21 protein-coding genes and 1 pseudogene are annotated in these 24,883 nt (G+C 67.4%); 19 read left to right on the top strand and 3 right to left on the bottom strand.

Annotation, left to right across the window (positions count from 1 at the left end; genetic code table 11):
* Positions 1–44: 44 nt before the first annotated feature.
* From AC1DSZ_RS01575 to AC1DSZ_RS01510, 14 genes are all read left to right on the top strand, one after another.
* The gene (locus AC1DSZ_RS01575) at positions 45–1,055 is read left to right on the top strand and encodes a hypothetical protein (protein ID WP_476836644.1); all 1,011 of its coding nucleotides are present in this window, start codon (positions 45–47) and stop codon (positions 1,053–1,055) included.
* Positions 1,056–1,233: 178 nt separating this feature from the next.
* Entirely contained in the window at positions 1,234–2,586 is a 1,353-nt protein-coding gene (locus AC1DSZ_RS01570; protein ID WP_476836643.1) for an HNH endonuclease, read from the top strand.
* Positions 2,587–3,400: 814 nt separating this feature from the next.
* Positions 3,401–4,444: an ABC transporter substrate-binding protein gene (locus tag AC1DSZ_RS01565; RefSeq protein WP_476836642.1), complete on the top strand. Its 1,044-nt coding sequence runs from the start codon at positions 3,401–3,403 to the stop codon at positions 4,442–4,444.
* Positions 4,445–4,479: 35 nt separating this feature from the next.
* Positions 4,480–5,535, top strand: coding sequence for an ABC transporter substrate-binding protein (locus AC1DSZ_RS01560; protein ID WP_476836641.1), 1,056 nt, complete (start codon positions 4,480–4,482; stop codon positions 5,533–5,535).
* Between the two features lie 10 nt (positions 5,536–5,545).
* Positions 5,546–6,631, top strand: a complete 1,086-nt coding sequence (locus tag AC1DSZ_RS01555) for an SIS domain-containing protein (RefSeq protein ID WP_476836640.1) — start codon at positions 5,546–5,548, stop codon at positions 6,629–6,631.
* Positions 6,628–7,530: a carbohydrate kinase family protein gene (locus AC1DSZ_RS01550; RefSeq protein ID WP_476836639.1), complete on the top strand. Its 903-nt coding sequence runs from the start codon at positions 6,628–6,630 to the stop codon at positions 7,528–7,530. Before AC1DSZ_RS01555 ends, AC1DSZ_RS01550 begins: the two co-directional genes overlap by 4 nt.
* Positions 7,527–8,591 (top strand): ABC transporter ATP-binding protein, encoded by a 1,065-nt coding sequence (locus tag AC1DSZ_RS01545; protein ID WP_476836638.1) that lies wholly within the window; start codon positions 7,527–7,529, stop codon positions 8,589–8,591. The genes AC1DSZ_RS01550 and AC1DSZ_RS01545 overlap by 4 nt, the downstream gene beginning before the upstream one ends.
* Complete coding sequence (locus AC1DSZ_RS01540) at positions 8,581–9,510, top strand: ABC transporter permease (protein ID WP_476836637.1); 930 nt, start codon at positions 8,581–8,583, stop codon at positions 9,508–9,510. The genes AC1DSZ_RS01545 and AC1DSZ_RS01540 overlap by 11 nt, the downstream gene beginning before the upstream one ends.
* A complete protein-coding gene (locus tag AC1DSZ_RS01535) occupies positions 9,507–10,322 on the top strand; it encodes an ABC transporter permease (RefSeq protein WP_476836636.1) in 816 nt (271 codons plus the stop codon). Before AC1DSZ_RS01540 ends, AC1DSZ_RS01535 begins: the two co-directional genes overlap by 4 nt.
* Positions 10,323–10,351: 29 nt before the next feature.
* A complete protein-coding gene (locus tag AC1DSZ_RS01530; protein ID WP_476836635.1) occupies positions 10,352–11,452 on the top strand; it encodes an SIS domain-containing protein in 1,101 nt (366 codons plus the stop codon).
* Between the two features lie 4 nt (positions 11,453–11,456).
* On the top strand, positions 11,457–12,524 hold the full coding sequence (locus AC1DSZ_RS01525) for a carbohydrate kinase family protein (protein WP_476836634.1): 1,068 nt from the start codon (positions 11,457–11,459) through the stop codon (positions 12,522–12,524).
* Positions 12,525–12,526: 2 nt separating this feature from the next.
* On the top strand, positions 12,527–13,342 hold the full coding sequence (locus AC1DSZ_RS01520) for a BtpA/SgcQ family protein (RefSeq protein ID WP_476836633.1): 816 nt from the start codon (positions 12,527–12,529) through the stop codon (positions 13,340–13,342).
* Complete coding sequence (locus AC1DSZ_RS01515; RefSeq protein ID WP_476836632.1) at positions 13,339–14,325, top strand: polysaccharide deacetylase family protein; 987 nt, start codon at positions 13,339–13,341, stop codon at positions 14,323–14,325. The genes AC1DSZ_RS01520 and AC1DSZ_RS01515 overlap by 4 nt, the downstream gene beginning before the upstream one ends.
* On the top strand, positions 14,322–15,221 hold the full coding sequence (locus AC1DSZ_RS01510; protein ID WP_476836631.1) for a polysaccharide deacetylase family protein: 900 nt from the start codon (positions 14,322–14,324) through the stop codon (positions 15,219–15,221). Before AC1DSZ_RS01515 ends, AC1DSZ_RS01510 begins: the two co-directional genes overlap by 4 nt.
* Positions 15,222–15,228: 7 nt before the next feature.
* On the opposite strand, the gene AC1DSZ_RS01505 is transcribed toward AC1DSZ_RS01510, so the two are convergent.
* The gene (locus AC1DSZ_RS01505) at positions 15,229–16,767 is read right to left on the bottom strand and encodes an amidohydrolase family protein (protein WP_476836630.1); all 1,539 of its coding nucleotides are present in this window, start codon (positions 16,765–16,767) and stop codon (positions 15,229–15,231) included.
* Between the two features lie 49 nt (positions 16,768–16,816).
* Positions 16,817–17,860, bottom strand: a complete 1,044-nt coding sequence (locus AC1DSZ_RS01500; RefSeq protein WP_476836629.1) for a D-2-hydroxyacid dehydrogenase — start codon at positions 17,858–17,860, stop codon at positions 16,817–16,819.
* 212 nt (positions 17,861–18,072) lie between these two features.
* Here AC1DSZ_RS01500 and AC1DSZ_RS01495 point away from each other — a divergent pair, with 212 nt between their 5' ends.
* From AC1DSZ_RS01495 to AC1DSZ_RS01475, 5 genes are all read left to right on the top strand, one after another.
* On the top strand, positions 18,073–19,059 hold the full coding sequence (locus AC1DSZ_RS01495) for an ABC transporter ATP-binding protein (RefSeq protein ID WP_476836628.1): 987 nt from the start codon (positions 18,073–18,075) through the stop codon (positions 19,057–19,059).
* Entirely contained in the window at positions 19,056–20,036 is a 981-nt protein-coding gene (locus AC1DSZ_RS01490; RefSeq protein ID WP_476836627.1) for an ABC transporter ATP-binding protein, read from the top strand. Before AC1DSZ_RS01495 ends, AC1DSZ_RS01490 begins: the two co-directional genes overlap by 4 nt.
* Before the next feature lie 60 nt (positions 20,037–20,096).
* Positions 20,097–21,023 carry an ABC transporter permease gene (locus AC1DSZ_RS01485; RefSeq protein ID WP_476836626.1) on the top strand — a complete coding sequence of 309 codons (927 nt, stop codon included), beginning with the start codon at positions 20,097–20,099 and terminating at the stop codon, positions 21,021–21,023.
* Positions 21,020–21,961 (top strand): ABC transporter permease, encoded by a 942-nt coding sequence (locus AC1DSZ_RS01480; protein WP_476836625.1) that lies wholly within the window; start codon positions 21,020–21,022, stop codon positions 21,959–21,961. Before AC1DSZ_RS01485 ends, AC1DSZ_RS01480 begins: the two co-directional genes overlap by 4 nt.
* A gap of 79 nt (positions 21,962–22,040) precedes the next feature.
* Positions 22,041–23,606, top strand: coding sequence for an ABC transporter substrate-binding protein (locus AC1DSZ_RS01475; protein WP_476836624.1), 1,566 nt, complete (start codon positions 22,041–22,043; stop codon positions 23,604–23,606).
* 381 nt (positions 23,607–23,987) lie between these two features.
* On the opposite strand, the pseudogene AC1DSZ_RS01470 reads toward AC1DSZ_RS01475, so the two are convergent.
* Positions 23,988–24,855: pseudogene (locus AC1DSZ_RS01470) on the bottom strand (DUF1259 domain-containing protein); the annotation flags it as partial.
* Between the last annotated feature and the right edge of the window lie 28 nt (positions 24,856–24,883).

Below are 24,883 nucleotides of genomic sequence, written 5' to 3'. Positions count from 1 at the left end.
TCTCGGACAGTGGTTCGGTCGCCTACGGTTTCTGCGGGCAGAGCATGACTAAACCTACTTTGGTCGCGTTGGCGACTGCTGCAATCCTCGATGCAGCCGGCGAGAAGCTCCGGCCACGGGAACTCGCTGAACGGCTCTTAACAAGTTACCCGGATCATTTCGCGCGCAAGAGGCGGGAGTATGAGGCTCAGCATGCCGGACGGTCTGTCGGTTACCAAATTGAACGCGAGCTGTATGCAAGGCGACATGCGATCGTTGAAGCGAGCGAAAGTGTGCAGGTAGACGTGTCGGACGGCATCCGCTTCTTTGCCGCCGCTCCAACGCTTGCTGCTAGCTCATTTGCTCACGAGGTTGAAGACGCAGGCGGAGCTCCCGATGCGGACCCGATCGCCGCACTCAAGGAGATAGTTGAGGCTGAGCTCACGCTAGAGGAGAGCCTGAAAGAGGCAAGTCTCTATCCTAACGTGCTCGAGTTCCTTGCTGACATCGAGAGTACGCTTGGAATACGGGTCAACGAAAGCCGAAGCGCCAACCGCCGAGGACGCAACGGCAATAAGTGGCTCCACCCGGACATCGATGGGATGATCGTTCCGGATCTCGCCTGGACCAGGATCGTAAGAGACTGTTCGAGGCAACTCCCAACCCGCCGAGCCAAGCTTATCTCAGTCGAAGTTAAGGTACGGCTCACCTCCGGCGACATCCGAGAGGCTTTCTTCCAAACCGTCTCCAACAGCCAATGGGCAAACCGCGCCTACTTAGCAGCCACGGAGGTACGCGGGGCGGACACCTGGCGAGAGCTCGAGATGCTCTGCGCTCTGCATGGTGTGGGTTACATCCGCCTTGACCACGACGACGCCCTCGCAGGCAGGATCCTCATCCCCGCACGCGAACGCGAAGAAGTTGACTGGGCTAGCGCGAACCGGATCGCTGAGGAGAACGATGATTTCCGCCGCTATCTTGGCGCGGTCTTGAACTACCTCCAGAGCGGCGACGTGGTCCCAAGCCTTTGGGATCGCAGCCCACCTATGCGAAGGGCTACAACCCGGTTTGATTGACGTCGGACTTTCGTCATGCTGCAGGTCGCGGCAAGGAATCTGGGCTTGGCTACGAATCCCGCTCCCTCCGCCACGCTATTTTGAGCATGAATTTCCCAGTATTTGCAGTCCCCTAGGCTGCATGCCCAGCGAGTGCGTACCCATTCTGCGTACCCATCCTGACTGTAGCGAGGGTCAAATGAGTGACGTAGAAGCAGAGCGCATTGCGTTCGAAAAGCAGAGTGCGATTGCCAGGACCATCCCTGAAGGGATCAAGAGAGAAGTGCGCCAGCGTTGCGGTTTCGGCTGCATCTTCTGCGGCGTGCCCTTGTTTACATATGATCATATGGACCCCTTCAGCGAAGTTCAGTGCCATGAGGCGTCCAATTTGACTCTGCTTTGCTACAACCATCATGCATCCAAGACTTCGAAAAGGATCAGCAGCGCACAAGTCGTAGCAAAGAATAGAAATCCTCGTAACTCAAACGCAAGCGAAACACCCGCTGTCGACATAGCGCATTTCGACCATGGCCTGACAGCATTTAAGCTTGGCCCGCAAGCTCTAAAGTATGACATTCATGATGGCCATTACTGTCCAATAATTATCTTGGATATATTTTTCGCGCTAAATTTCGAAAGACAAGATACAGCGCTGCTATTAAACCTAGGAGTATTCGACGAAAAAGGAGCCAAAATTCTTGAGATCAATAAGAACGAAATTTCTGTAAGCACCGGAGTTTGGGATTATGAGCTTGTAGGGCCAATTCTAAAGATTAGATCTAAGCCCAGAGAAATAGAATTAGAAATTGCGCTCTCGCCTGAGTTGGTTGATGTGCGAAAAGCTAAGTTTAGAGGGAACGCGGGCTCGTTAGTAGACATAGACCAACGCAATTTGCGGGTAGGTGATCAAATTAAAACATACACTATCGCGGATGCGCCTAGTGAAATTTCTTTCTGTCTGATAGTTATACCAGGATATGCTGAATGGGCGGCAGTTGATAAAGGTGGTAACGCAGTTTCCATTCCACTATCCAACTTCCTTTTCAATGTTCGTGAGCAGCGTACGACAAAAAATAGCAAAGAATGGCTTTATGTCACGAACAAATTAGCTGATACAGTGAACGCAGTATTTCGTTCACTTAAGACGCATGACTTGCACCGCAAGCTCATTTCTCTCTACGAAGAATTGGAGATTTATCATAGGGCTAACAGTGGCCAACTCGAAGTCGCATACGCACTGTCTGGATTAGGATTGGAGCGTTTCAGATCAGCGCGCTCAAAGTCGGATAGGTTTTTACTGGATATATCCATAATCAATCTTCGCGAATGCGTTGCTAAATACGATGGGATGATCCGACTCATGCAAGCGAGGGTTCAAAAGAATCTTTCGGCCGCTCTCATCCAGAAAATCGCTATTAGCGGCGATAGGTCCTTTGTGGCGGAAGCGCGGCATATGCTCACTTTGGCGGGTGAGGTCTATAACAATGGCAAATTCGCTTTGGACGAAGCTGAAATAAAGAAGCTTCGGGAAGATCTGGATAGATTGGGGTAGCCGGCTCTTTTGCCTTTTAGCGGTACCTTAGCTGAACCTGACATTGAGACTTGCCCATATGGCACATTATTACGCAAGCTCCGGTATGTTCTGCGGCACTCAGGGGCAGGCTGCCACCATCTCTCTGAGCTGTGTGGTGCCCGATAAGCGGGCGGCGGGCCGAAAGTTCCAGGGACCCTAACTTCGACAAACACCATTCGATGTTGAGCACCGCGGTGCAAGCGGCATTCTCAAGGTCCGTTCAGGGTCAGGAGCACGCGTTCAAATCAGTCGGCTTTGCGCGCCAGCTGTACGTCCTCTGAATGCGGACGCGACTTCCCCGTCGAGAAGGACAGTCCCGTTGCGGACGGGACGTTATGTGCGGGGGAGAGCGGGTGTGAATGCCGGGAGACTGACTACTTGTATCGGCGCACGAGCAGCTACCCACTAAACGGCTGCTAGCAGTGCCGCATTATCAAGCATCGCTGCATATCAAATCAGCTTGTGCGCCCCCCGCCATTGTGAAACGCTTTCATTTGTGAGCCACGCAACGCCATCCCGCGCCCCCTGCAGAGCCGCCGGTCATTCCGGCCGCCGCGGCGGCGCGCGCGGCCGCAGCGCCGTATGGCGCTCGCGTTCCTGCCGGCTCTTCGTGGCCCTGCTGGGCTCGCTCGAACGCGCCAGACGTTGATGCGCCTGCGGCGCTGATGCGCCGTTCAGGCGGCGTTGCGCGGCGCGGACGCGCCACTTCGCCTTAATCCCATCTCTCCACTGCCCGACCTCGCCCACGCGTGGGCCGCCAGCGCTATCCCGGATCCCAGAAAGGACCGCCGCCATGTCGATGAGCCGTCGCGAAGCCTTGATCACCGCGTTGGGCGGCGTCGCCGCCGTCGCGTCGCCCTCCGTTCTGCGCGCACAGACCGCCACCGAGCTGGTGATCATTTCCTATCCGGGCGTCCTGTCCCAGCCGCATCGCTGGCTCGCCGATCAGATCGAGGCGCGCCGCCCCGGGCTGAAGATCCGGCTCGTTCCGTCGGACAGCCAGGACGTGGTGGCGCAGATCAAGGCCGGCCAGGGCTTTTCGCCCTATGACGCCATGCCAAACGACGAGCCGCCGCACCTGATCGGCATCGGCGAGCAATACCTCGCCAAGCGCAACGATTCTGCGCTGCCGAACCTCGGCAACGTCTACCCGTCGCTGCTCGACAAGAGCCAGGGCTACGGCGTGCCGGCCACCTATTCGCTGGTCGGCATCGCGTACAACACCGCGATGGTGAAGGCGCCGCCAACGAGCTGGGCGGACCTCTGGAAGCCGGAATTCAAGGGCAAGGTCGGGATCGCCCGCACGTCGTCCAATCTCGGCCTCGCCACCCTGGCGATCGCGGCCAAGACCTTCGGCGGCTCGGAGGCCGACCTCGAGCCCGGCTGGGCGAAGCTGAAGGAGCTTGACGCCAAGGCGGCGCGCTCGCCCGCCAGCCTCACGCAGATGCTGGAGCGCGAGGAGATCGCGATGGCTCCGCTGTGGAACAACAACACCGCGGCGGCGGCCGGCAAGGGCCTGCCCATCGCCTTCGTGAAGCCGAAGCCCGGCGCCATCGCGATCATCTCGTTCTTTTCCGGCATCGCCCGCACCCGCGCGCCCGAGCTCGTCGACGAGTGGATGAACGGGATCATCAGCGCCGAGTACCAGGCGCGGGCCGCCGCCGCGCCGTACTATTTCGGGCCGACCGTGAAGGGCGTTTCGGTTCCGGCCGACGCCGCCGCCTACACGCCTTCGACGCCCGAGGAGGTGCTGGCGCTGCAGACGATCGACTGGCCCAAGATCGTGCCCGTGCGCGGGCAGCTGGTCGAGCGTTTCGACCGCACCTTTGCGATGTGATCCGCCACCCGTTGAAGCCCTTCGGAGACGCCGCCATGACACGCCTCACCACCGTCGATCGCCGCACTTTCCTGTCCACCACCCTGGCGGCCGGCGCGGCCGCGGCCTTGCCGACGAGCCTGAGGGCGCAGGAGGCCAGGGAGCTCGTGATCGTGAGCTTCGCGGGCCAGTTGCAGGAGCCGCACCAGTGGCTCGCAAAGCGCATGGAGGAGAAGCATCCCGGGCTCAAGGTTCGGCTCGTGCCGAGCGAGAGCCAGGACGTGGTGGCGCAAATCAAGGCCGCGCAGGGTTACTCGCCCTATGACGCGCTGCCGAACGGCGAGCCGCCTCACCTGATCGGAATCAGGGACGGCTACATCGAGAAGGTCGACCCGGCCAAGATCCCGAATTACGCCAACCTGGTTCCCGACTTCGTGGCCAAGAGCCAGGGCTATGGCGTGCCGGCGAGCTACTCGCTGATCGGCGTCGCCTACAACGAGAAGATGGTGAAAACCCTTCCCAAGGGCTGGGCCGACCTGTGGAACCCGGAATACCGCGGCAAGATCGGCATTCCGCGCGCCTCCTCGAATCTCGGCCTCGGCGTGCTGGTGATCGCGGCCAAGACCTTTGGCGGGTCCGAGGACAATCTCGAGCCGGGCTGGGCGAAGCTGCAGGAGCTGAAGCCCATCGTGGGCCGCTCGCCCACGCAGCTGCTGCAGATGCTGGAGCGCGAGGAGATCGCGCTGGCGCCGATCTGGAACAACGACGCCGCGGGCGCGGCCGACAAGGGCCTCCCGATCAAGTTCATCAAGCCGACGCCCGGCCCGGTCGCGATCGTGTCGTTCATGTCGGCGGTCGCCAAGACCCGCCATCCCGATCTGGTCGCCGAGTGGATGAACATGCTGCTCTCGGTCGAGTACCAGACGCGTGCCGCGAACGCGCCCTACTTCTTCGGCCCGACCGTGAAGGACGTTCCCATTCCGGAAGCCGCGAAGCCCTACACGCCGGCCACGCCGGCCGAGGTGCTGGCGCTGCAGTCGGTGGACTGGGCCAAGATCGCGCCCGTGCGCGGCAAGCTCGTCGAGCAGTTCGACCGGCTCTTCGCCAGCTGAGGACGCGTTCATGACGACGAACACATCCGCGTCGCCGATGCGGCGCGACATGGAGCGGCAGCCGGAGGTCCTGGCGGATCTCTTGCGGCGGGCGGACGCCTTCCGGAGCGCCGGCGCGGCCGTTCTCGCGCCGGGGGTCGGCGGGCGGATCTTCGTATGCGGCTGCGGCGACGGCCTGTTCGCCGCGCAGGCGGCGACCGGCTACGCCGAGACGCTCGGTCTCGACTGGCGGGCCGTCGGGCCGCTGGACCTGATGCTGGCCGCCGCGGACCTGCGCGACGGCGACCGCATCGTGTCCATCTCGATGTCCGGCAATGTCGACCGCACCGTCGAGGCCGCGCAGGCCATCCAGGAGCGCGGCGCGCCGTTGCTGGCGCTCGTGAACGGCGACGGAGGCCGCCTGGGCTCGATTGCCACCCGGAAGATCTCGCTCGAACTCGCCGACGTCGCGCCGTTCCTGTGCGGAACGGCCTCCTACACGGCCACGATCCTGGCGCTGATGCTGCTCGCGCAAGGCGCCGCCGGGCGCGCGGAGAGCCTCGACATTGGCGCGATCGGCGATGCGATCGGCGCAGCCCTGCGGGCGGCCGACGCGGTGACGCCGGCGCTTACCGCGCCCACCGGGGTCCGCTTCCAGGCCGCCGGGGTGGAGCGCGGCACGGCGCGTTATGCGGCGGCGAAATGCGTCGAGCTCACCCGCATCCCCGCCTGGTCGGCGGACCTGGAGGAGTTTGCGCACAGCCAGTACTGGACCATGCCGGCGACCGACCTCGTGGTGATGATCGCCAGCCAGCCCGCCATCGCGCGCTACGCCAACCTGAATTGCGAGGCACTGCGCGACATGGGCGTCGTCACGCTCGCGATCGATACGCCCGAAGCCCCGATCCCAAGCGCGACCCACCGGATCACCGTCCCGGCCGCGCCCGCCGCGCTGTCGCCGCTCGCGATGGCCGCGCCCGTGCAGGCGCTGGCGGCCGGGCTGGCGCGCATGACGGGGCTCGACCCCGACACGCGCCTGCATCTCAAGAACGACACGCTGCGCTTTCGCGTCAGCCGGCTGCTCACGCGTCGGTCGTTGCTGGGGACCGGGCAATGACGCGCCGCCCGACCGTGCTGGTCGTCGGCTATCTGTCTGTCGACACGATCGATACGCCGGCCGGGCGCTTCGGCCCCGTTCCGGGCGGGGCGGCGCTTTACGCCGCGCTCGGGGCGCTCGCCGCCGGCTCCGCCCTGCCCTGCCTGGCCGCGGCGGTCGGCGACGATTATCCAGCCGCGTGGCTCGAGGCGCTCATCGCGCTTGGGGTCGACCTGTCCCGCATCGAGCGCCGGCAAGGCCCGTCCCGCACCGCGCGCATCGTGCATGCGCTGGACGGCGCGCGGGCCTCCCCGCACCACCGCGACCCACAGTGGTGGGCCCGCACCCACGCGCTTGCGCCCGCCATTCCGGCCGACGCCGCGGCGTTCGACGGCGTCGCGGCCTGCCCGATGCCGATCGAGCGTCTCGAAGCGCTGCTGGACGCTGCGGGCGACGCGCCGGTGCTGGTCGACACCAGCGAGGCCTTCGCGGCGGCCGACACCGCGCGGTTCCTGGCGCTGGCGCCCCGCATGAGCGTGCTGGCGGCGAGCCGGGAGGAAACACGGCTGCTGCTCCCCGAACTCGACGACAACGCCGCCGTGATCCGGCTCGCCTCCATGGGTTGCTGCGTCCTCCAGAAGCGCGGGCGGGACGGGGCGGCGGCGGCAACGCCGAGCTCCGGCCACCTCACACAGTTCGGCGCGCCCATGGGCGTCGAAGCGCTGGACCCGACAGGCGCCGGCGACGCGGTGCTGGGCGCGATGGCGGCCGGACTGGCCGGCCGGACGCCGTTTCTCGACCTCATCGACGGCGCCATGCGGATCGGCGGGCGGGCGGTGTCGGGCCGGGGGCCCACCGGCCTCGGCCTCGACGTCGGCCTTCCCCTAACGGTCGCGCAAAGCCTGGCGGAGACAGCATGAGCCACCTCGTGATCGACAACGTGTCCAAGAGCTTCGGCGACCTGCCGGTGCTGCGCGGCTGCAGCCTCTCGGTCGAGAAAGGCTCCGTGCTGACGCTGCTCGGGCCGTCCGGCTGCGGCAAGACCACCCTGCTGCGCACCATTGCGGGCTTCATCACGCCTGACGCGGGCCGGATCGTCGTGCAGGGACACGACATTTCCGACCTGCCGCCGAATCGCCGCGAGGTCGGCTACGTCTTCCAGAACTACGCGCTGTTTCCCCACCTCACCATCGCGGCCAACATCGCCTATGGGCTGAAGGTGCGCCGCATGTCCCGGGCGGACGTGGCGCGGCGGGTCGAGGAGGCGCTGCGGCTTGTCGACCTCTCCGCCTTCGCGGACCGCTACCCGGCACAGCTGTCGGGCGGCCAGCAGCAGCGCGTCGCCATCGCGCGCTCGCTCGTGCTGGAGCCGTCCGTGCTGCTGCTCGACGAGCCGTTCAACGCCCTCGACGCACGCCTGCGGCTCACCATGCAGATCGAGCTGCGCAAGCTCATCCAACGCGTCGGCATCACGTCCATCTTCGTCACGCATGACCAGATGGAGGCGATGACGCTCTCCGACACGGTCGCGGTGATGCACAAGGGCGTGGTCGAGCAGTTCGGATCGCCGCTGGACATCTACGACCGCCCGCGCACCGCGTATGTGGCGAACTTCATCGGCCGGGCGAACGTGATCCCGGGCGCGGTGGCGGACGGCCATTTCGACGACCCCGCCCGGATCGCCACGCAGGCGCCGGCCGGGCCGGCCGTGCTCGTGGTGCGGCCCGAGAACGTCACGGTCGAGCCTGCAGCCGGCGGCGACGCGGCGCCGGGCTGGCCCGGAACCGTCACCTTCACGACCGCGCTCGGTCCCACGGTGGAGTATGAGATCGATTGCGGCTGGGCCGAGCCGCTGCGCGCCATCGCGCCGCGCAGCCCTGGACGGCCGCAGGCGGGACCGGGCGAGCGCGTGGTCGCCCGCATCGCCGACCCGGCCGCGGCCGTGGTGCTGCGGCGGCAGGATGGCGCGCATGTCCACTGAGGCGCTTCGGGCTCCCCCGTCCCGGCCTGTGTCGCCCCGCCGCGCCGCGTGGCTGCGGCCCCTGACGGGCGGCGGCCTGTGGCCGGCCGTGCCGGCGGTCGCCTATCTCCTCGTCTTCATGGTGCTGCCGATCGGCACCCTGCTGCTGTTCGGGTTCGTCACCATCGAGCGCGGCCGGATCGTCGGCGACAGCTTCACGCTGGAGCCGATGCTGCGCGCCTTGTCGGACCCGCTGGTGTGGCGGCTGATGTGGCGCAGCTTCTGGGTGGCGGCGGCCTCCACGGGGCTCTGCCTCGTGCTCGCCTATCCGGTCGCCTTCGCGTACGGGTCGTTGCGCGGCGCATGGCGCACCTTGCTGCTGGTCGCGATCGTGTCGCCGCTGCTGACCAGCGCGCTGGTGCGCACCTATGCGTGGCTGGTGATCCTGGGCGGACGGCGCGGCATCCTCAACCAGTCGCTGATCTGGCTCGGCGTGATCGACGAGCCGTTGCGGATCCTCAACACCGACTGGGCGGTGCTGATCGGGATGACGCAGATCCACCTGCCGTTCATGATCCTGCCTCTGCTCGCCGTGCTGAGCGAGCGCGACAGGCGGCTTGAGGAGGCCTCGCTGAACCTCGGCGCGAGCCGCACCGCCACCTTCTTCAAGGTGATCGTCCCGATGAGCATTCCGGCCACCTTCGCCGGTCTGGCGCTGGTGTTCGCGGTTTCCTACACGAACTTCATCATCCCGCAGCTCCTGGGCGGCGGCAACTACTCGACGCTGGCCGTGCAGGTCTACGAGCAGACCATCGTGGTGCTGGACTGGACGCGCGGAGCCGTGCTGGCCACGCTGCTGCTCTCGACCTGCTTCGTGTTCGTGCTCGCGATCGTGAGCGTGGGGTCGCGGCTCAGCCGCTGGAACGAGGTGCGGCGATGAGGCGGCCTTCCGGAGTTGTCTGGGTCGACCGGATCGGCATGGCGGCGCTCGCGATCGTCACCGGCTTCTCCATCCTGCTGCTGGTCGCGCCGAGCCTGATCGTGCTCGCGGTGTCGATCGAGCCGCGCGGCTACATCAGCTTTCCACCATCGGGGTTCTCGCTGCGCTGGTACGAGGCCGTGTTCGCGAACCGGCAGCTCACCGACTCGGTGCTGGTGAGCGTGCGCGCCGCATTCAGCGTCATGCTGGTCTGCCTCGCGCTCGGGGTGCCGGCCGCCTTCGCGAGCGTGCGCGGCGCCTTTGCGGGCAAGGGCGCGCTGAACGCCTTCCTGCTGTCGCCACAGATGATGCCCGGCATGGTGATCGGCATCGCGAGCCTGTTTTTCGGGGCTTATTTCGCGTTCCGGGCCTCGGACGCCATGCTGATCCTGAGCCTGTCGGTGTTCTGCCTCCCCTTCGTGATCCGCATCGCTATGGCGCGGCTCGCCGGGCTTGACCCGCGCCTCGACGAGGCGAGCGCCAATCTGGGCGCCGGCAAGCTGGAGACCTTTGCGCGCGTCACCGTTCCGCAGCTCGCGCCGGCGTTGCTGGCGGCCGGGGCCTTCACGTTCATCGAAGCCTTCGACAACGTCACGGTGGCGCTGTTCACCTCCGACGTGCGCGCCCGGCCGCTGCCCGTGGAGCTTTACTACCTCGTGCAGTTCGACAGCTCGCCGGTGATCGCCGCCATCTCGTCGCTGGAGATCGGCCTCTCCTTTTTGGCGATGATGCTGATCGCCCGCACGGTCGGGCTGGACCGCCTCGGCCGATGACCCCCGCAAACCGCCATGGACGCCGCCCGATGACCCCCGAACAGACCGCCCGCGCCGACGCCCTCACGGCGGAGCCGTCGCGCGACGAAGCCGGCGACCCCGCCCGGCTCGGCCGCGTCGAGCGCACGCGCACCGAGATGATGGCGCAGGGCGTCGCGATAGCGCGGACCCTTGCGGCCGAAGCGCCCGCCATCGAGCGCCTGGCGGCGACCCTGCGCGAACGCGGGATTTCGCGCGTGGTGGTGGCGGGCTGTGGCGACAGCTGGCATGTGGGGACAGGGGTGCGCCACGCCTTCGAGAGCCTGCTCGGCCTTCCGCTGGAAGCCGCCCAGGCGCTGGACTACGCCAGCTACGGCGCAGCGGCCGGGGACGCGTGCACGCTGGTGGTCGGCATCAGCGCCAGCGGGACCACCCCGGTGATCATGGACGCGCTAAACAGGGCGCGGGCGCGTGGCGCCTTCACGCTCGGCGTGTCGAATACGCCCGGCAGCGCGCTGCTCACCGCGTTCGACGCCGGCCTCGTGGTGCACGCCACCCGCTCCGGCTGGCCCACCCAGTCCAGCACCGCCACAATGGCGCTTCTGATGCGCCTCGCCCAGCGCTGGGCTGACACGCCCGAGGCCGCGCGGTTCGGCGCGGATCTGGACCACGTGGCGAACCGTCTGGATGAGCTCGCGCTGACGCTGGACGCGCCCGTGAAAGCTTTGGCAGCCCCCGTCGCGGACGCCCCGCTGGTGCTGTTCTCCGGGCTCGGACCCAATCTGGCGACGGCGTGCTTCGGCGCCGCGAAGGTCAAGGAACTCTCGCCGGTCCACGCCATCGCGACGCCGCTGGAGGAGTACCACCACTACCGCTCGCAAAAGGCGGGCGAGCCGCTGGTGCTGGTCGCCACGGATGCGGCGAGCCTCGACCGGGCGCTGGACACCGCGCTGGTAAGCCGCAAGGTCGGCGGGCGGTTGGTCGCGATCCTCGCGGACCCTCACCCCGAGATCGAGGAGCTCGCCTTCGGCGCCGTCCACGTCCCGGCAGTTCGGGCGGAGCTCGCAGCCCTCCCGGCCAGCATCGCGATGCATCTCTTCGCCTATCATTTCGCCAGGCACCGCGACGCGCTCGGGCTGGGCGCGGCCTGACGCCATGGTGCAGTGCTTCACGGCGGGCGGCATCATCATCGACAATGTGGTGGCGGCCGACGGCCGGGTCCGCCGCGGGCAGATGGGCGGCAACGCGATCTACTCGGCCGCCGGCGCGCGCCTGTGGCTCGACGCCGTGGGCGTGGTCGGGGTCGTGCCGCGCAACTACCCCGCCCGCTGGCTCGACGCCGCGCGGGCGGCCGGGCTCGATCTCGACGGGGTCCATGAGGTCGACGAGGAGGTGTTCTCCTCCGAATGGTTCTTCTACAGGCCGGACGGCGCTCGGACGGACCATCTCCACGCCGACGAGGACGCCTTTGAGCGCTTCAGCCTCGCGGGCGAACGCATCAGCGCGCCGGACGCGGCCCGGTTCATGGCCTGGCTTGGAGCGCAACCCGATCCGCCCGCCGGCTTCGGCGCGTTTCGGCGACGTAATCCCGTGCTAACTGCACATGCGCCGACCTCCTACGTGGCGGCCATGGGCGCGCATCTCGGCGCCAACCTGACCGACGCACAGCGGCGGATGGCGGAGGACCTCACCGGGCGGGGCCTCCTGGTCTCGCTCGATCCTGGCTCGAACGCCGCCGCGATGGCTCCCGACGTCGCGCAGGGTCGCCTGCCGCCGATGGCGGCGTTCCTGCCGAGCGAAAGGGAAGCCGCCGCGTTGGTTGGATTGCTAGCGCCGGAGGTCGCCGCAGCGCGGCTCGTCGCGGCCGGCGCGCCCCTCGTAGCGCTCAAGCTCGGGAGCCGAGGCGCGTTGCTGGCCGGGCGCGATAGGGCGGGGCCTGTTACGATTCCGGTCGCGCCCGTGCAGGCGCTCGATCCCACCGGCGCGGGAGACGCCTTTTGCGGCGGCTTCCTGGCCGGGCTGATCCGGACGGGCGATCCGGTCGCGGCGGCCTGCCTCGGCGCCGTGTCGGCCTCGTTCGCGGTGGAGGATTTCGGCCCCTGGCGCCTGCTCGGTGCCGACCGGAGCGAGGCCCGCGCGCGACTCGTGGCGCTCGCCGCCCGCCTGCCCCACGATGCGGCCGCAGACGCCGCTCCCGCCATCCAGCAACTGCTTCGAGAGTGATGATGAGCCAAACGACTTCCGCCCGCTTCCTGCAGGGGCCCGCCCCGGCCATCGTGGCCGCCCTGCATCTGCCGGACCTCTCGGTGGCGCGCGACCTCTCGATGGCGTTTCTGGAAGACTATGCGCTCACGAATGCGCGCGTCTTCGCGGACGCCGGCGTGCCCGCCATGATGCTGCAGGACCAGACCCGGCAGGTCGGCCCGGCCGCGCCCGCCACGGTCGCGGTGACGGCGGCGCTCGGGCGGCAGATCCGCAAGGCGTTTCCCGCCATGGAGCTCGGCATCATCGTGCAGGCGCACGACGCCGAAGCGCCGCTCGCGATCGCGCATGCGGCCGACGCCAGCTTCGTCCGCCTGAAGGTGTTCGTGGCCGCCGCCATGACCATGGAGGGAGCGAAAACCGCGCTCGCCGTTCCGGCCCGGACCTATCGGCACGCGCTGCGGCGCGACGACATCGCCATCCTGGCCGACGTCTATGACCGGACCAGCGAACCCATGATCGCCGCTCCCGTGGAGGAGGCCGCCAGGGCGGCGGCGAACTTCGGCGCGAACGGGCTCGTGCTCACCGGCGCGACCTTCGCGGACAGCCTCGACCGGGTGCGCCGGACCAAGGCGGCCGGCGTTCGCCGTCCGCTTCTGATCGGCGGCAGCGTCACGGACGGCAACGTGGCGGAGGCGCTGGCGGTCGCGGACGGGGCCGTGGTGTCGACCTCGCTGATGCTGGACGGGTCGCGCGAGGGCGACCTGCTGCGCTGGGACGCCGACAAGACGCGCCGGTTCATGGACCAGGTGCGCGACATCGCGGCGAAGCGGTCATGAGCGGACCTGAGGCTTCTCAGGGCGGCCTGAAGGGCGTCGCCCACGACAGGAATTTCGAAGGCTATCGTGCGGGCGCGCCATCTGTGCGGTGGCCCGGCGACGCCCGGCTCGCCGTGTCGGTCGTGGTCAACATCGAGGAAGGCGCGGAGCTCTCGCTCGGCATGGGCGACGAGCGCAACGAGTTCATCTACGAGGCGGTCGAGAAGGTGGAGGGCGCCCGCGACCTGTGCATGGAGAGCCACTTCGAATATGGCGTCCGCGCCGGCTGGCCGCGCATCCGCGCCCTGCTGAAGCGCTACGGCGTCGCCGCCACCCTGAACGCCAATGGCCGGGCGCTGGAGATTTCGCCGTGGATCGCCCGCGAGGCCGTGCTGGATGGCCACGAGGTGTCCTCGCATGGCTACCGCTGGGAGCGGCAGGTCCACATGGAGGAAGCCGCCGAACGCCGCGTGATCGCGCGCGCCGCAAAGGCGATCGAGGCCGCCGCGGGCGCACCGCCGGTGGGCTGGCACACGCGTTCGGCCACCTCGGTGAACACTCGCCGCCTGCTGATCGAGCATGGCGGCTTCCTGTATGATTCCAACGCCTACAACGACGATGTTCCCTATCTGGTGGAGCAGGATGGCCGGCGGCACGTGGTGCTGCCCTATGCGTTCGACACCAACGACATGCGCTTCTACAACGGCGGCGGCTTCGTGTTCGCGGACGACTTCGCCCGCTACTGCATCGACGCCTTCGAGCGGCTCTACGCCGAGGGTGCCGACGCGCCCCGCATGCTGTCGATCGGGCTGCACCTTCGCATCATCGGCCGGCCGGCGCGCATCGGCGGTCTGGAGCGCCTGCTGGAGCACATCGCCGCCAGGCCCGGCGTCTGGTTCGCCCGACGCGACGCCATCGCGCATGCGTGGTTGAAGGGCGTCGGTGCGCCGCCGTGGTCGCCGCGCCCGACGCCGGCCGATTTCGCCCGGGACGAAGAACCGTGACGCGCGACCTCCTCGGTTATGGCGGGCGATGGCCGGACGTGACATGGCCGGGCGGCAAGCGCCTCGCCGTTTCGGTGGTGGTGAATTTCGAGGAAGGCTCCGAGTATCAGGTCGGCGATGGCGACGCCCGGTCCGAGCCCATGGGCGAAGTCGTGAGCGTGGTGCCGCCCGGCGTGCGCGACCAGGGCCAGGAGCAGATCTTCGCCTATGGGATGCGGGCTGGAATCTGGCGCATGCTGGACGCGCTCGACGACCACGCCGTGCCCGCCACGTTCTTCGCCTGCGGCCAGGCCGTGCAACGCTCGCCACAGGTGGCCGCCGAGGCGGCCGGCCGGGGCCACGAATTCGCCGTGCATGGCTGGCGCTGGCGCCCGCACGCCGACTACACGGACAGGCAGGCAGAGGCGCGCGATCTCGACCGCTGCGTCGAGGCCATCAGGGCCAGCACGGGGCAGCAACCGGTCGGCTTTTTCTGCCGCGGAGGCGAGAGCCGGTGGACGCGCCACCTCCTGCGCGAGCGCGGCTTTGCGTACACGTCCAACGGGTTCGACGACGACCTGCCCTACTGGGACAGGGACGGCTCCCCGCCCCTGCTGGTGACGCCCTACTCGCTCGACAGCAATGACATGAAGTTCTTTCACCCCAACGGCTTCGTGCGTTCGCGCGAGATGGTGGAGTATGTGGCGGACGCCCTGTCGGTGCTGATGGCCGAGGCCGAGCGCGGCCTGCCGCGCCTCCTCAATGTCGGGTTTCACCTGCGCATCGCCGGGCGGCCCGGCCGGTTCGCCGCCTTCCGCGACACGCTGGCGCTGCTCGCCCGGCACAAGGACGCGCTCTGGCTGGCGCGTCGGCGCGACATCGCGGCGGCGTTCGCCGCGCAGGTTCCGCCGGCCTAGCGGGCAATCAGAAGCGCCCGCTGGTGCGGTAGTGCGGCTCGTCGCCGAGCCCGTCGAGATAGCCGTCGTAGAAGCGCCGTACATGCGGCATCACCTCGCGGGCCATGACCCGGCGCGCTTCTTCGGCCGGAGTCAGCGGCGACGCCAGCCGCGCCGCGATTTCGGCCAGCGTCGCGTCCCGGTCCACCCGGGTGAAGCGCCGGTCCTGGTAGACGAACGCGCCGCCGATCATCACCGAATGCACCGCGCCTGACTTGGCGCGCTGCACCAGCGTCTCGACGACGCCGAGATCGGCCGACTGGTAGGGGTAGGTCACGGCCTTCCAGTCGAACAGCACGAGATCGGCCGCCATGCCGGGCTCCAGCCGGCCGATCGAGCCCGCGAAGGGCGTGGTGGCGGCGCCATGCTCGGTCGCCATGCGCATCACGGCGGCGGGCGACGGATGCGGCGCGTCGATCCCGGGTTCGCGATGCGTGCGCAGCACCATGCGCATCTCCTGCAGCATGTCGCGATCGTCGTTGACGCCGGCTTCGTCGATGCCGATCGCGACCGGGATACCCTCCGCCAGAAACCGGTTCACGGGCGCGACGCCGCTTTTCAGCCGGAAGTTCGAGCTGCAGTTGTGGCAGATGCGCGCGCCCGTATGGGCGCAGAGCGCGATGTCGTCCTCGGTCATCCAGACGCCGTGGCCGATCGTCATCTGCGGGCCGAGCAGGCCCATGCGCTCCAGATGCCGCATCGCCGAGCCACCGGTGCGCTTGCGGGCGTAGGCTTTCTGGTAAGGCGTCTCCAGCAGGTGCATGTGCAGCGGAACGTCGTGGCGCCGGGCGAGATCGCCGGCCGCCTCCAGCGCCGTCTCGCTCAGCCAGTGCAGGTTCGACGGCGCGACCTGCACGCGGATTAGCGGATCCCGCGCGTAGCGGCGCAAGAGCTCCTCCGAAACCGCGATCTGGTCGGCGAGCGGCACGGTGAACCGAGCGAAATAGGCTTGCAGGGCGGGCTTCAGATCGTCCGGCAGCCGCGCCACGAAATCCGCGTCGTCCTCGTAGACGAGGCGGTTCTGGTCGCGCAGCGCCATCGAGTAGGACGCCCGCATGCCGATGGCCCGATAGGCCGAGATCACCTTCTCGGCCGCCGCTACGATCTCGCTCGGCGTCCCGGGCGCCCGGCTGTGCAGGTGCTGCACGGTGGTCACGCCGCTCGCGATCATCTCGAAGGCCGAATAGAGCGTGTCGAGATGCAGGTCGACGTCGCGCAAGGCGAGCCGGCTCGCGAACCAGAGTTCGAGCGGATGGTCCGGCGAACCCAGTTGCAGCGGCGTCAGCCCGACATGGTGGTGCGCGTTGACGAAACCGGGCGTGACCACGAAGCCCTCGCCGCCGAACACCGGCGCATCGGGGCGACCCGCCACGATCTCGGCCGCAGGCCCGATCGCCTGGATCACGCCGTCCTCAACCAGGAGGGCGGCGTCGGCGTCGATCCGGGGCTGATCGCCGTCGTCGAAACCCCGGATGATCCGGGCGGCGCGAATGATGCTGGTCGTCACGGCGGGGTCCCTCCGGGCGGGCGGGCGTGGGCCAGTTGGTGGGGGCTGCTCAGTAGCCCCGGCTTTTCTCGTAAGCGTTGATCATCGGCTCACCGGCGAGGAACCGGCCGAGATTGTCGAGGAAGATATCGACGATCCGGCGGTTCTCGGCCGAGACCGTGCTCGCCGAGTGCGGCGAGACGATCACGTTCGGCAGGTCCCACATCGGGCTGTCGGCCGGGAGGGGCTCGGTCGCAAACACGTCCAGCGCCGCGCCGCGGATATGGCCGGAGGTCAAAGCGCGCACCAGGGCCGGCTCGTCCACCACGCCGCCGCGCGCGATGTTGACCAGCACCGCGCCGGGCTTCAGGGCCGCGATCTCGGCCTCGCCGATCAGCAGCCGCGTTTCGGGCGTCAGCGGGCAGGCCAGCACCAGCGCGTCCACCTGCGGCAGGGCGGAACGCAGGTCGTCCTGCCTCACCCAGCGCACGACGCCTTCTGGCGTCTCCTCGCCCTCGCGGCGGCGGGAGGCCCAGACCTCCATGCCGAAGGACGCGCATTGGCGCGCGACCTCGCGCCCGACGGCGCCAAGGCCCACGACCAGCACCCGCTTGCCGTCGAGGCCATCGACCGTGTAGCGCTCCCAGTGCCGGGCGGCCTTGCACGCCTGCAGGTGCGGCAGGTCGCGAAAGAAGTAGAGCAGCCCGAGCAGCGCGAATTCGGTGAGCGGCCGCGCATGGACGCCAGCCGCCGTCGTGAACGCGATCGGCGAGCGATCCAGCCCCGTGCGCTGCAGAAATTCGCCGATTCCTGAGCTCGTGGCCTGGACCCAGCGCAGCCGCGGCGCCGTGGTGGGCAGGTCCGCCGCGCCGCCGCGGTCGAAATCGAACATCACGTCCGCCTCGCGCAGCAGCGCGGCCCAGCGCTGCGCCTGCTCGGGCGTGCGCTCGCGCGGGTGGCCGACGTGATCCGCGACGTAGCGCGGCGGCGCCAGCAGGTCCGGCTCGTGCAGCACGCGCACCCGGTCGGGCGCAAAGGAGCGAATGCGCGCCACGTGCTCGTCCTCCAGATAGGACGCGATCAGGATGGAGACGGGTTCGCTGGCGGGGGGCATGGGCTTCCTGGTCGGACGATGCGGAGGGCCGCCATAGTGGCAGGACCAGGCGGCGCTCGCCACCTGATCGAGCCTTTGTAAATGCATGACGGACCAGCGTTTCCTCCCGCGTGGAACGTCTTGTCGGCTGCAACCTGGAGTGCTTAGCTCGCGATGGTTCGTGCCCGTCGGGCGGCCCGCCCTTTCCGAAGTCCCGCAACCCCAAGGTTCCTTTGCCGAAGCTCCTGGAAGTGCGGGATCTCGTCACCCGATTCGAGACGGTGGACGGCGTCGTGCATGCGCTGGACGGGATCTCGTACGAGGTCGACCGCGGCGAATGCCTCGCGATCGTGGGCGAGAGCGGCAGCGGCAAGACGGTGGGCGTGCTCTCGATCCTGCGGCTGATCGCGTCGCCGCCCGGCCGCATCGTCAGCGGCAGCGTGCTGTTCGAGGGGGTCGACCTGCTGTCGCTCGAGCCCGCCGCGCTGCGGGCCGTTCGCGGCGGCCGCATCGGCGTGGTGTTCCAGGATCCGATGAGCTCGCTCAATCCGGTGATGCGCATCGGCGCCCAGATCACCGAGATGCTCACCGCCCATGAGCCGCTGAGCCGCGCCCAGGCGCGCGCCAAGGCGGCGGATTTGCTCGGGATGGTGGGCATCCCCCGCCCGGCGACGCGGCTCGACGACTACCCGCACCAGTTTTCGGGCGGCATGCGCCAGCGCGTCATGATCGCGATGGCGCTCGCCTGCTCGCCCCGTCTCATCATCGCGGACGAACCCACCACCGCGCTGGACGTCACCATCCAGGCCCAGATCGTCGAACTGGTGAAGCGGCTGCAGGCCGAAACGGGAGCGGCCGTGCTGTGGATCTCGCACGATCTCGGCGTGGTCGCCCGCATCGCCGACGCGGTGGCGGTGATGTATGCGGGCGCGATCGTCGAGAATGCGCCAGTGGATGCGCTTTATGCGCGCCCGGCCCATCCCTACACGGTCGGGCTCCTGAACTCGCTGCCCCGCATCGATGCGCGCGGCCGCGCCAGCCTGCACGCCATCGGGGGGCTGCCGCCGTCGCTGCTCGGCGAGCGCCGCGGTTGCGCCTTCGCGCCACGCTGCGCCCTGGCGACGGCGCGCTGCCGGGAGGAGCGGCCGGTTCTGGCGGATGTCGGCGCGGGTCACCGGGCCGCCTGTTTCCACCCCTGGCAGGCCGTGAGGGCCGCATGAGCGAGCCCGGCGTTCTGGTCGGCGTGCGCGATCTCAAGGTTCATTTCCCGACGCGGTCCGGAATCCTCGGGCGCGTCACCGGCGCAATCCGGGCCGTGGACGGCGTCTCGTTCGACATCCGCCGCGGCGAGACGCTCGGGATGGTGGGCGAGAGCGGCTGCGGCAAGACCACGGCCGGCCGCGCGATCCTGCAGCTCTACAAGCCCACGGCCGGTTCCGTGACGCTCGACGGCGTCGACCTCGTGCGCGAACCGCCCGCGCAGGTGCGGCGCGCCCGGCGCAGGATGCAGATGATCTTCCAGGATCCCTATGCATCCCTGAACCCGCAAATGCGCGTCGGCGAGATCATCGCCCGGCCGCTGCGGGTGCATGGCGTGGCCCGCACGGGCGCGGACGAGCGCCGCATGGTGGTGGACCTGATGGCCAGGGTCGGGCTCGATCCCACCTGGCGCGAGCGGTTTCCGCACGAGTTGTCGGGCGGCCAGCGCCAGCGCATCGGCATTGCGCGGGCTCTTGCGACCAGCCCGGACTTCATCGTCTGCGACGAACCAATCTCGGCGCTGGACGTCTCCATCCAGGCCCAGATCGTGAACCTGCTGGAGGAGCTGCGCCACGAGCTCGGCCTCACCTATCTGTTCATCGCGCATGATCTCGGGATGGTGCGGCACATTTCGAGCCGCGTGGCCGTGATGTATCTCGGCAAGTTGATGGAGCTCACCTCCAGCGACGAGCTCTATGAGAATCCGCTTCACCCCTATACGCGGGCGCTGCTCTCCGCGATCCCGATCCCGGATCCGGCGCTGGAGCGGAAACGCCAGCGCATTCTGCTGGAAGGCGACCTACCGAGCCCCGCCCATCCGCCGGCCGGATGTCGCTTCAGCACGCGCTGCCCGCTCGCGACGGCGCGCTGCCGCGAAGAGGAGCCCGCCTTTCGGGAAGCCGCCTCAGGACACTGGGTCGCATGCCACCTCGTTTGATCCCGCCCAGCCACGTAATCACCGGCGCGACCGTCCAACGCCCCGGGCGGGCCTGAGCCGATGCGCTACATCGCCCGCCGCCTGATCCAATCCGTGTTCGTCGTGTTCGGCGTCAGCATCGTGGCCTTTGGGCTGCTGTTTCTCACCGGCGACCCGACGGAGGTCATCCTCGGCGACAGCGCCGACCGGATGAGCGTGACCCAGATCCAAGACTTCCGGGTCAAGATGGGGCTCGATCGACCCTGGTACGTCCAATATGCGAGCTTTGTCGGCAACGCCCTGCAGGGCGAGTTCGGCTATTCGTTCATCCGCCACCAGCCCGCCTATGAGGTCATCGCCGAGCGGCTGCCCGCGACCCTGCAACTCGCCGCTTTCGCCTTCGTGCTGTCGATCCTCGTCTCCATCCCGCTCGGGGTTCTTTCGGCGACGCGGCCGAACTCGGCGGTGGACCGGGCCGCAACCGTGCTGGCGCTGGCCGGGCAGTCAATCCCGAGCTTCTGGCTCGGCATCCTGCTCATCCTCACCTTCGGGGTGCATCTGCGCTGGCTCCCCATCTCGGGCAGCGGGACCTTCGCGCACATGATCATGCCGGGCGTCACGCTGGCGGCGTTCCCGATCGCCCGCAACATGCGGCTGACCCGCTCGTCGATGCTGGACTTCATGCAGCGCGACTTCGTTCGGACGGCGCGGTCCAAGGGCATCACCGAAACGCGCGTTGTCTACGCGCATGTGCTGCGCAACGCGCTGCTGCCCATCGTCACCGCGATCGGATTGGAGCTCGGCTTCCTCCTTGGCGGATCTGTGATAACCGAGACGATCTTCGGCTGGCCGGGCGTCGGCCGCGAAATCGTGTCGGCGATCGGCTCCAAGGACTTCTTTGTCGTGCAGGCGGGCGTGATCATGCTGGCCCTCATCTTCGCCGGCGTGAACCTGCTGATCGACCTCGCTTATGTGTGGATCGACCCACGCATCAGGCTCGACGCATGAGCGAGCCATCCCAGGCCATCACGGAGGCCGGCGCGCTGGTGGAAACCACCGGCGCGGCACCCGCCGGCGCGCTCCGGGCGCGCAAGAGCCAGATCATCCCGCGGCTCCTGCGCAGCAAGGCCGCCATGGTGAGCCTGCTCGTTTTCGCCACCGTCGCCGCGGCCGCGGCCGCCGCCCCCTGGCTGGCGCCAAACGACCCCTACGCGATCCGCCTGATCCAGCGGCTGAAGCCGCCCGGACACGCGAACAGCGCCCATGTGACCTTCTGGCTCGGCACGGACGCGCTCGGCCGCGACGTGCTGAGCCGACTGATCTTCGGCGCGCGGGTGTCGCTGGTGGTGGGGCTGTCGGCGCTGGCCATCTCGGGCGCGATCGGGCTTCTGGTCGGGCTCGTGGCCGGCTATTTCGGCGGCCTGATCGACGACGTCGTGATGCGGATCGCCGACATCCAGCTCTCCTTCCCCACGATCCTGCTGGCTCTCACCATCATGGCGGTGCTCGGCGGCGGGCTGGACAAGTTGATCCTCGTGCTCGGGCTGACCGGCTGGGTGCAGTATGGCCGCATTGTGCGCGGCCAGGTGCTCTCCCTGAAGCAGGACGAGTTTGTGCTGGCGGCGCGCGCCACAGGCGAAGCGCAGTGGCGCATCCTGTTCCAGCACATCCTGCCGAACCTCTGGAGCCCGATCATCGTGATGGCGAGTTTCACGGTTGCGAGCAACATCGTGGCCGAGGCCTCGCTGAGCTTCCTGGGCGTCGGCGTGCCGCCGTCTGTGCCGAGTTGGGGCACGATGCTTGCTGATGGACGCCAGTATGTGGGCGTCGCAGACTGGCTCACGCTTCCGGCCGGCGTCGCCATTTCGGTGACGGTGCTGTCCATCAACATCCTGGGCGACTGGCTGAGGGACTTCCTCGACCCGCGCCTCAAGAACATCCTCTGATTGTCCGGGGGTATCGCCCAAACGGTCGCCAGAGGCATCTGATCCGATATGTGCAGTTCAGGCAGGGGAAGTGATCGATATGAGCAGAACTATGTTTCGCAAGGCGATGCTGTCGGCCGCAGTCGGCGCCGCGGCGTTCTGCGCCCTTCCGGCCGTGGCGGCCGACAAGCCGGTGGTCGTGCTCCTGAACGCCGAACCCGTCAGCCTCGACCCGATGTTCACGCAGGCTGATGCCAATGCGATCCTGTCCATTCACGAGACGCTGTTTCGCCTCGACAACGACGGCAAGGTCGTTCCGGCCGTGGCGGAATCCATCCGCAAGCTCGATCCGCTGAACTGGGAGATCAAGGTCCGTTCCGGCCTCACCTTCCACAATGGCGAGCCCATCAACGCCGACGCGGTGGTGTTCACGTTCGACCGGGCCAAGAAGCTCTTCGCGGCCGGCAAGGGCGACCTCACCTTCGCGCTAGGCGCCCTGAAATACGACCACGTCGAGAAGATCGACGATCTCACGGTCAAGCTCGTAATGACGCAGCCGGACCCGATCATCACCTCCCACATGGTCAACCCCGAACTCTCCATCCTGCCGCCGCGCTACTACACCGAGAACCCGCCCGAGAAGGTCGCGTTCGCGCCAGTCGGCGCTGGCGGCTACAAGTTCGTGTCCTACAAGGCCGGCCAAGGCCTCATCCTGAAGGCGTTCGACAAATACCGCCTCGGCAAGCCGCCGGTGGACGATGTGGTGATCAAGGCGGTCCCGGAGGTCGCGACCCGCATCAGCGAGCTGAAGGCGGGCTCGGCCGACCTGATGGTCGGCGTCCCGGCCGACCTTAAGGCCAGCCTGGAAAAGACGCCCGGCGTGAAGGTGATCGTGGCGCCGAGCTACCGGCGCCTGTTCGTCGCCATCAAGCAGGGGCGCCATCCCGCGCTGGCGGATGTCCGGGTGCGCCAGGCCATGAACCACGCCGTGAACTGCGAGGAGATCGCAGGCGCGCTGCTGGGCGGCATGGCGAAGTGCAACATCGACCTGATCAACACGCCCTACAGCAACCCCAAGCTCAAGCCCCTCGCGTATGACCCCGCCAAGGCCGGCAAGCTGCTGGACGAGGCCGGCTGGACGCTCGGCAAAGACGGCGTGCGCGCCAAGGACGGCAAGCGCCTGTCGCTCGATTTCGACACCACTAACGGCTCCTACCTGATGGACAAGGAGATCGCCCAGGTGATGGCCGACAGCTGGAAGCAGGTCGGGATCGAGATCAAGGACCTCCGGGTCATCGACAACGCCATCAACTCGCAGATGCGCGCCAAGCAGGGCGCCGGCTACCGCGACCTGATGAACAGCTCGTCCGGCCCCGACTACACCTGCCAGGGCGACCTCTTGCTGGTGCAAAAAGACTCCGGCTCCAACCGCATGAGCTGGGTGGACGACAAGTTCGAGGCTATGTTCAAGGCCTTCAACGAGGAGTTCGACGAGGCCAAGTGGCAGGACATGTGCTGGGCGGCGGAAGCCTATGTGGCCGAGCAGGCGCCGGTGATCTGGATGTTCACCGAGCCGACGCTGTACGGCGTCTCGGACCGCCTGTCCTACAAGGCGCGGCCGGATGGCCGCATGTACCTGAACCTGGTGCTCGCCGGCGTGAAATAAGTCCTGGCGGAGATCCCCGGCGAGCATGTGCTCGCCGAGGCTTCCACGAGCACTTCCATGAGGGAATAGAGCACGAGCACCTCCATTCGCACGATGAACATCATCAGCACGAACACGGCCCCGGGGAACGTTTAGAGGAGCCTCATAGCCATTGGCACCGGCACGAGCCCATGCGGCACAAGCACCCGCACTTCCCTGATCTCCACCACCGGCATAGCCATTGAGGGCGAAGGCGGTCGCTTCCTCTCAGACCGCCTCAGTCGCGGAGCGGCATCACTCTGCCGACGTCCCGCACTTGGCCACCTCGTCTTTTGAGTGCGCAGCCTGGTTTGCCAAGATGTCCTTGCATCCCGGCGTCATGCCCTTTTTGGGCTCTGATCCGGCCAGCTTCACTTGGTCGAGCGCTGAGCGAAGCCCTTGGGTGACTTTGTCCGCCTCATCATTGGCCCCGAAGTGCATGAAGAACATTCGGGGCTCGTCATCGAGCATGTGATTGTGCAGGGCTGTTACCTCGATGCCATTCGCGCGCAGCGCTTTCAGCACAGGGTTCACCTCGTCGCGGGTAAGCACAAAATCTCCGGTCGCCGCGACCTTTCCATTGCCGGACGATTGCAGGTTGATCGCAATCGCTGAACCCATCGCCTCGGGAAGATTCATGCCGGTGTCTTTGACCGGATCGCCGCGTGGAACGGAAAAACTGGAGCACGCCGCCGTTAACCTTTCCGGCTTGGCCAAGGGCCTTCTCGATGGCCGGCTGGTCGAAATCCAGGGACTGAGCTGCGCCTGGGGCAGAGGGGCCCAGCGGCGTCTTGCTCAGCGCTAAACCGTCATGCAGCAGGGTCGCGAGCTTCACCGGGTCCCCGTGCCCCGATACATGCATGTAGAGGGTGAACGGCTCAGCCCGCAGCAGGTGATTGTGAATGGCTGTGATTGCGATTCCGCCGTCGCTGAGCTTCTTCATGACGGAGTTGATTTCGTCCTGTGTGAGGACGAGGTCCCCCATCACCATTGCGCCGTCGCCCATAGGCTGGAATGCCAGCCAGGAGCCGAGCGCCAGGGCCGGCTTGATGTCGACTCCGTCGAGGCGCACCTTGAGATCGGATCGGGGCAGGCCGACGCGGTAGACTTCGCCCTGCGTGGCGCCCTCGCGCCCAAGGGCCTGGCCAACAGCCTTCCAATCCGGGGCGGCAAGTGCCGCTGTGGCGTTAAGGATCGCAAAAGAGACGCAGAGTGCGATGTGCGCGCGCATTGGGCTCCTCCTGTTTTGCCCCCAGTCT

The organism is Alsobacter sp. P4_H11 (assembly GCF_056400925.1).
This window is presented reverse-complemented; position numbering and strand designations above follow the sequence as displayed.